Origin of the sequence: Bradyrhizobium valentinum, assembly GCF_001440405.1 — a bacterium.
In the GTDB taxonomy this organism is placed as follows: Bacteria; Pseudomonadota; Alphaproteobacteria; order Rhizobiales; family Xanthobacteraceae; genus Bradyrhizobium; species Bradyrhizobium valentinum.
This window is the reverse complement of record NZ_LLXX01000134.1, coordinates 7,954-14,411: the sequence shown is the minus strand read 5'-3', so window position 1 is coordinate 14,411 and position 6,458 is coordinate 7,954. Positions and strand designations below refer to the sequence as shown.

Below are 6,458 nucleotides of genomic sequence, written 5' to 3'. Positions count from 1 at the left end.
TCGGCGCCGATCCGGTCGTGGTGCTGTCCGACCTCGCCGAATTCGTCAATTTCGTCCCCCGCGTGAAGATCGTCCCCGCCACCGCCGATAACGTCGCGTTCGGCGAGACCGAGCGCGTGCGCGCCCGCGAATTCGCCGCGAAACTTTCGATGCGGGTGCTGTCGCGGATGTGGCAGATGCTGCTCAAGGGTATCACCGAGGTGCAAACCGCGACCCGGCCGGCGGCGGCCGCCGAAATGGTGCTGGTGCGCATCGCCTATGTCGCCGACCTGCCGACGCCGGACGAAGCGATCAGGATGCTCGACCAGAACGGCGGGGGAGCGCAGATTGCCTCCGGCGGCGCGGCATCGGCGCGGGCCGCGCCCACCGCGCCGGTATCTTCAATGTCTGCCGCTTCGCCGATGCGCGCGCCTGCATCGCCGCGCTCCGGCGCCGAAGCGTCCGCGCGCCCGCAAATGGCGGCGCCGTCGGCCCAAACGGAGTCCGCGCCAGTCCTGCGGATCACCACCTTTCCGCAACTCGTTGCGCTCGCCGGCGAGAAACGCGATATCCTGACCAAGACGGCGCTGGAATCCGATATGCGCCTCGTTCGTTTCGAGGACGGGCGGCTGGAGGTTGCGCTGGAGCGCAACGCCGCGCGGGGGATGGTCAACGAGCTCTCCCGCAAGCTGGAACTATGGACCGGGCGGCGCTGGACGGTGATCGTCTCCAACGAGGCCGGCCAGCCAACGCTGCGCTCGCAGAACGAGCAGGCAAGGAACGAGCACGCACGTGCCGCGGAGGCCGATCCGCGCGTGCAGGAGGTGCTGACGCGATTTCCCGGCGCCAAGGTGGTCGAGGTGCGTCGGCTTGCCGCCGAGCCGCCGGAATCCGATATTATCGCTGAAGACTTGAACGAGACTTCCGACGGCGACGACGACTGATCGGACTCTCGAGAGGACGGATAAATGGCTGATTTTCTCGGCATGATGAAGCAGGCAGCGGAGCTGCAATCCAAGATGCAGGCGATGCAGGACGAGCTCGGCAATCTCGAGGTCGAGGGCATTTCCGGCGGCGGGTTGGTTGCCGTGCGCATGACCGCGAAAATGGAAGTGAAGGGCGTGAGGATCGATCCGTCGCTGATGAAGGCCGAGGAGCGCGAGGTGCTCGAGGATCTGCTGGTGACCGCGCACAACGACGCGCGGCGCAAGGCGGAAACCGCGGCGATGGAAAAGATGCAGACGCTGACCGGCGGGCTCGGCCTGCCGCCCGGACTTGGTCTCGGCTGAAATGGCAGCAAGCGTTGCCGGGCCTGAAATCGAACGCCTGATCCAGCTCCTGGCGCGCCTGCCAGGGTTAGGGCCGCGCTCGGCGCGGCGCGCGGCGCTGCATCTGATCAAGAAGCGCGAGGCGCTGATGACGCCGCTTGCAGGCGCGCTGCAGGTTGCGATCGACAAGATTCAGGTCTGCAAGACCTGCGGCAATATCGATACGCAAAATCCCTGCACGGTGTGCACCGACCCGCGGCGCGATCCCTCGACCATCGTCGTGGTCGCCGACGTTGCCGATCTCTGGGCGCTGGAGCGGGCGAACGCGACCAACGGCCGCTATCACGTGCTCGGCGCCACATTATCGCCACTCGACGGCGTTGGCCCGCAGGATCTGACCATCGACGCGCTGGTGGCCCGCGCGCACGAATCACAAGTCGGCGAAATCGTTCTGGCGCTCAACGCAACGGTTGATGGCCAGACCACCGCGCATTACATCACCGATCTCCTGCAGGACGCCAACGTCAAGGTGACCCGGCTTGCGCACGGCGTACCGGTCGGCGGCGAACTTGATTATCTCGACGAAGGTACGCTATCGGCTGCCATGCGGCAGCGCACGCTGTTCTAGCCAACACAACGGAACTGATCGACATGACGAAACCACGATTCGGCAAGCGCTCTTGTTTTGTGTTCATGATGGCCGCGGCCTTGGCCGCGCCTTCCGCATGGGCGCAGCAGGCCGAGCCAGCGCCGAAGCCCGGCAAGCCGATCAATGCCGGCGACGTCCTGTCCGGCGAACTCAACGCCATGAAGGGCGGCAAGAAGAGCAAGCGCGCCGCGACCTACCAGATCACCAGCGAACCGCGCCGGCTGCCGCCGCCGAACGGGCTCTGCAATCTCGAAACCGGACCCGAGACGTTCCAGCTCGTCACCAGCAGCGACGCCCAGGCCGCGCAACTGAAAAATTTCATCGGCAAGGAAATTTCCGTGAAAGTCGACGAAGTGGCCTGTGCGCAGGACGCCGGCCAGATGAGCGAAGCCGTCATCACCAAATGGAGCGTGGTGACGAAACATTGAGGTAGTCTGCGCTGGAATCTTTTGGTCGTCCCTGCGAACGCAGGGACCCAACCAAGAATGTGTGTGGTTAGAATGCGCTGGAGCTCCATTGGAGTTGAACAATCGGGATCGGTGGGTATGGGTCCCGGCTCAAGGCCGGGACGACAGAGAATCAAACCTTCACCGTTCCCACTGCCTCGAAATGCCCCCGGCGCTGCAGCCAGGCCAGCAGGATCAGGCTCGGGATCGCGACCAGGACGGAGATCACGAAGAACAGCGGCCAGCCCGTCGTCTCCGCCACATAGCCGGCGCCGGAGGACAAATAGGTGCGTCCGACGGCGGCCAGTGCGGTGAGCAGCGCGTACTGGGTCGCGGTGTGCAGCGGGTTCTGGCACAAGGCCGAGAGATAGGCGACGAAGATCACGGTGCCGATCGCGCCAGTGAAATTTTCCGCCGAGATGGCGGCCGCCAGCGCCCATTGATTGACGCCGACATAGGCGAGCCACGCGAACACCAGGTTGGAGACCGCCTGCAGCACGCCGCCGATCCACAGGCTTGCGACCAGCGAATAGCGCCGCGCCAGATAGCCGCCGGCAAATCCGCCGATCAGGGTCGCGACAAGGCCGACGCCCTTGACGATGGCGGCGTAGTCGTTGCGGGTGAAACCGAGATCGATCACGAACGGCGCGGTCATCGTGCCGGAAAACGCGTCGGTGAATTTGAACAGCACCACGAAGGCCAGCGCCACCCAGGCATACTTGCGGGCCAGAAATTCAGAGAACGCCCCGATGGCCGCATGCATGACGCGCGAGAAAGCTGCCTCGCCGCGGGTCTTGGCCTCCGCGCGCACCGATTGTTCGGGCTCGGTGGCGGCCAGCGCGGTGATGGTGCCGATCAGCACCAGCGCGGCCATGACAACATAGCCCCACATCCACGCCGCGTTGCGGCCGATGCCGGTGTCTTCGAACGCGCTCACCAGGAACAGTACGCCGGCGGTCGAAACCAGCAGGCCGATCCGGTAGGCGGCGACATAGGACGCCATGCCGGCGGCCTGTTCGCTTTCGGGCAGGCTTTCGACGCGGAACGCATCGACCACGATGTCCTGCGTCGAGGACATCGTTGCGACCAGCAGCGCGCCGAGCGCGACGAACAGCGGCGAGCGCGCCGGGTCGGTCAGCGCTAGCAGCAGGATCGCACCGATCAGGAGCAATTGTGAGAACACCAGCCAGCCGCGCCGTCGGCCGAAAGCGCGCGTGAAGACCGGCACATGCAGCGCATCGACCAGCGGCGCCCAGACAAATTTCAACGTGTAGGGCGTGCCGACCAGTGCGAACAGCCCGATGGTGCCGAGATCCACGCCGGATTCCCGCATCCATACCAGCAGCGTCGATCCTGACAGTGCCAGCGGCAGGCCGGACGAAAAGCCAAGCATCAGCACGATCAGCACGCGCGGCTGGAGATACACTGCAAGGCCCTCGCGCCAGGTGGGCGTGGGGGCGGCTGTGGCTGATGCCGGGGGTGTAGCTTCGGGTGCGGTCATGCGGGCGTGTTAGCAGATTTTGCGAGAAAAGACTGTCATCGCTCGCCACCAATCAACGACTGTCATCGTCCGCGAAGGCGGACGATCCAGTATTCCGCGAATTTAGTTGTCAACAATGACCGCCACGGAATACTGGATACCCCGCCTTCGCGGGGTATGACGGTCGGAAACTTGGATACGCCGGCATATTCAAGCGCCAGCGATACTCGGATAGAGGTCGTCCCAATTGGGATTGAGCTCTTCGATCAATCGGACTTTCCAAGCTCGATTCCATTTCTTCAGCCGTTTCTCGCGGCTGATTGCATTCTCAATGTCGTCGAACTGTTCGAAATAGACCAACTTGTGCACGCCGTATTTCTTTGTGAAACCCTTCATCGGCTCAAGGCGATGCTCGCCAGCGCGGCGGACAAGATCGTTGGTCACGCCGATGTAGAGCGTGCCACCGATACGGCTGGCTAGAATGTAGACGTAGTAGCTGCGTGCTCCCATCTGCGGTCTCTGGGATACTGGGTCGCCCGGTCAAGCCGGGCGATGACAGCTTAATATGCCGTAGCGGTGCAACAATGCCTCACTCCCCCGCCTGCAGCTTGCGAGGAACCGGGAACAGCTCGGCTGTTCCGCCTTTCATCACGCGCGGAGCTTCCACCGGCGCATCCGTCTTGCTGAAATCGAGTTCCTCGATCCGGCCGGCGCGCTTCTCGATCTTGTCGGCGGAGATCAAAATCTGCCGCACGTCCTCGTTGACGTCGCCAAAATGCTTCTGCAGCTTCAGCACGCGCTCGCGCAGGCGGCCGAGGTCGTCGCCGAGATTGAGCACTTCGGTGCGGATCTGATCGGCGGCATCGCGCATCCGCGCGTCTTTGAGGATCTGCTGCATCACCTGGATTGCCAGCATCAACAGCGAGGGCGACACCAGCACCACGCGGGCGCGATAGGCTTTCTGGATCACGTCGTCAAAGCCGTCATGGATTTCGGCGTAGACCGATTCCGATGGCACGAACATCAGCGCGGTATCCTGGGTCTCGCCGGTGATCAGGTATTTCTCGGCGATGTCGTTGACGTGTTTCATCACGTCGTTGCGCAGGCGTTGTGTGGCGAATTTTCGTTCCTCGTCGGTGCGCGCGTCGTGCAGCGCGGTCATCGCCTCCAGCGGAAACTTCGCATCGATACAAAGCGGCCGCTGGTCGGGCAGGAACACCACGCAATCCGGCCGCTTCCCGGTCGAGAGCGTGTACTGGAATTCGTAGGAGCCCTGCGGCATGCCGTCCTGCACGATCGCTTCCATCCGCGCCTGGCCGAATGCGCCGCGCGACTGCTTGTTGGCGAGCACGTCGCGCAGCGTTGTGACCTGCGACGTCAGGTCGGTGAGGTTCTTATGCGCATTGTCGATGATGCCGAGCCGCTCATGCAGTACGCGCAAGCTGTCCATGGTGTGGCGCGTGGTCGCTTCCATCGACTGGCCGACGCGGTGCGTCACCGAATCCAGCCGCTCATTGACCGCGCGCGCCATTTCGGCCTGGCGGCCGGCCAGCGCCTGCGCCATCGCGTCGACCCGGCCGGTGGATTCGCTCTGCGCCCGCAGCATTTCGCTCAGCCGCTCTTCGAGCTCGTCGGCGCGGATCGCCTGCGCCATCGCCAGTTCCGCGCCGCGGCGGCCCGAGCGGGCTATGACGATGGCAATGGCCAGCAGCAGCACGAGCGCCAGCGCGCCGAAACCTGCCAGCGCTTCGCCGGCGTGAATCGGCAGATCGCCGACGATGAAAAGGATTTCGTTCATGTCAGCCTTGTAGCCCGATTCGGTGCCATTCGCGAACGAAGAGGGAACACTTATGGTAAATGACGGATTAATTTTCGTGGTTAACGCCGTCTTAAAAATCATGGTTAAGGCCGCCTTAACGGGCGTCTGGGCGCATTGACCCCGGCGAATCAGCGGCTTAAATCGCGCGCAGGACACCAGCGTGATCCGGAAAAGCGGAAGCCGGTTTTCCGAAAGATCATGTTCAAACAAAGAGATGAATCTTGATCCGGTTCGCATCGGATCATGGTTCAGAAAAATTCATGGCCATCAGAGAAATCATCATCCTGCCGGACAAGCAGTTGCGGCTCGTTTCCAAGCCCGTCGAGAAGGTGACGACGGAAATCCGCAAGCTCGCCGACGATATGTTCGAGACCATGTACGACGCGCCCGGCATCGGGCTGGCGGCGATCCAGGTCGCGCAACCCTTGCGGCTGATCACCATGGATCTCGCCAAGAAAGACGAGAACGGCGAAACCAAGCCGAAGCCCCGTGTCTTCATCAACCCGGAGATCATCTCCTCCTCCGAGGAATTGTCGGTGTACGAGGAGGGCTGTCTCTCGATCCCCGAATACTACGAGGAAGTCGAGCGCCCGGCGCGGGTGCGCATCCGCTTCACCGATCTCGACGGCAAGGTGCACGAGGAAGACGCCGACGGGCTGTTCGCCACCTGCATCCAGCACGAGATCGACCATCTCAACGGCGTGCTGTTCGTCGACTATCTGTCAAAGCTGAAGCGCGACCGCGTGTTGAAGAAGTTTACCAAGGCCGCCAAGCGCGCGGCGGAGTAATTCGCAAATTCTCTCGGCCGTCATGCCCG

Annotated in this window: 7 protein-coding genes and 1 pseudogene; 5 read left to right on the top strand and 3 right to left on the bottom strand. The window is 63.1% G+C overall.

Features of this window, described 5'->3' with window-relative positions; all coding sequences use genetic code 11:
• The 4 genes and pseudogenes from CP49_RS47690 to CP49_RS23330 form a co-directional block, all read left to right on the top strand.
• Window positions 1-923: pseudogene (locus tag CP49_RS47690) on the top strand (DNA polymerase III subunit gamma/tau); the annotation flags it as partial.
• A 24-nt stretch (window positions 924-947) separates the two neighbouring features.
• Entirely contained in the window at window positions 948-1,268 is a 321-nt protein-coding gene (locus CP49_RS23340) for a YbaB/EbfC family nucleoid-associated protein (protein ID WP_057852535.1), read from the top strand.
• Between the two features lies 1 nt (window position 1,269).
• Window positions 1,270-1,875 carry a recombination mediator RecR gene (gene recR, locus CP49_RS23335; protein ID WP_057852534.1) on the top strand — a complete coding sequence of 202 codons (606 nt, stop codon included), beginning with the start codon at window positions 1,270-1,272 and terminating at the stop codon, window positions 1,873-1,875.
• A 23-nt stretch (window positions 1,876-1,898) separates the two neighbouring features.
• Window positions 1,899-2,324, top strand: coding sequence for a hypothetical protein (locus CP49_RS23330; RefSeq protein WP_057852533.1), 426 nt, complete (start codon window positions 1,899-1,901; stop codon window positions 2,322-2,324).
• A 151-nt stretch (window positions 2,325-2,475) separates the two neighbouring features.
• Here CP49_RS23330 and CP49_RS23325 read toward each other — a convergent pair whose 3' ends face one another.
• The 3 genes from CP49_RS23325 to CP49_RS23315 all read right to left on the bottom strand — a co-directional run bounded on the left by CP49_RS23325 (window position 2,476) and on the right by CP49_RS23315 (window position 5,620).
• The gene (locus CP49_RS23325) at window positions 2,476-3,843 is read right to left on the bottom strand and encodes an AmpG family muropeptide MFS transporter (protein ID WP_057852532.1); all 1,368 of its coding nucleotides are present in this window, start codon (window positions 3,841-3,843) and stop codon (window positions 2,476-2,478) included.
• Between the two features lie 189 nt (window positions 3,844-4,032).
• Window positions 4,033-4,332, bottom strand: a complete 300-nt coding sequence (locus tag CP49_RS23320; RefSeq protein ID WP_057852531.1) for a GIY-YIG nuclease family protein — start codon at window positions 4,330-4,332, stop codon at window positions 4,033-4,035.
• Between the two features lie 79 nt (window positions 4,333-4,411).
• Window positions 4,412-5,620: a DNA recombination protein RmuC gene (locus tag CP49_RS23315; RefSeq protein ID WP_057852572.1), complete on the bottom strand. Its 1,209-nt coding sequence runs from the start codon at window positions 5,618-5,620 to the stop codon at window positions 4,412-4,414.
• Between the two features lie 281 nt (window positions 5,621-5,901).
• Between CP49_RS23315 and def the strand changes: the two genes are divergently transcribed.
• The gene (def, locus tag CP49_RS23310; protein ID WP_057852571.1) at window positions 5,902-6,429 is read left to right on the top strand and encodes a peptide deformylase; all 528 of its coding nucleotides are present in this window, start codon (window positions 5,902-5,904) and stop codon (window positions 6,427-6,429) included.
• The last annotated feature ends 29 nt before the right edge of the window (window positions 6,430-6,458 follow it).